Source organism: Citrobacter sp. TBCS-14 (assembly GCF_005280805.1).
Classification (GTDB): Bacteria; Pseudomonadota; Gammaproteobacteria; order Enterobacterales; family Enterobacteriaceae; genus Citrobacter; species Citrobacter gillenii.
Genome location: NZ_SZWM01001179.1, coordinates 1 through 216 on the forward strand (window position 1 = coordinate 1; position 216 = coordinate 216).

The 216-nt window shown below is 54.2% G+C and carries 1 protein-coding gene; it reads left to right on the forward strand.

Annotated elements, in window-relative coordinates; genetic code table 11:
* Window positions 1–216: fumarate hydratase (locus tag FDX22_RS24675; RefSeq protein ID WP_186805470.1), on the forward strand; the 216-nt coding region annotated here is incomplete at both ends.

The following is a 216-nucleotide window of genomic DNA, read 5'->3' on the forward strand; positions in this document are numbered from 1 at the left end:
TGCAGCTTGCCCACCGTACCATATCGCATTTGTAATTGGTGGTACGTCAGCAGAAAGCACCCTCAAAACGGTGAAACTGGCCAGCACACACTACTATGATGCGCTGCCGACTGAAGGTAACGCTCACGGTCAGGCATTCCGCGATCTGCAACTGGAACAAGAACTGCTGGAAGAAGCCCAGAAACTCGGCCTCGGCGCCCAGTTTGGCGGGAAATA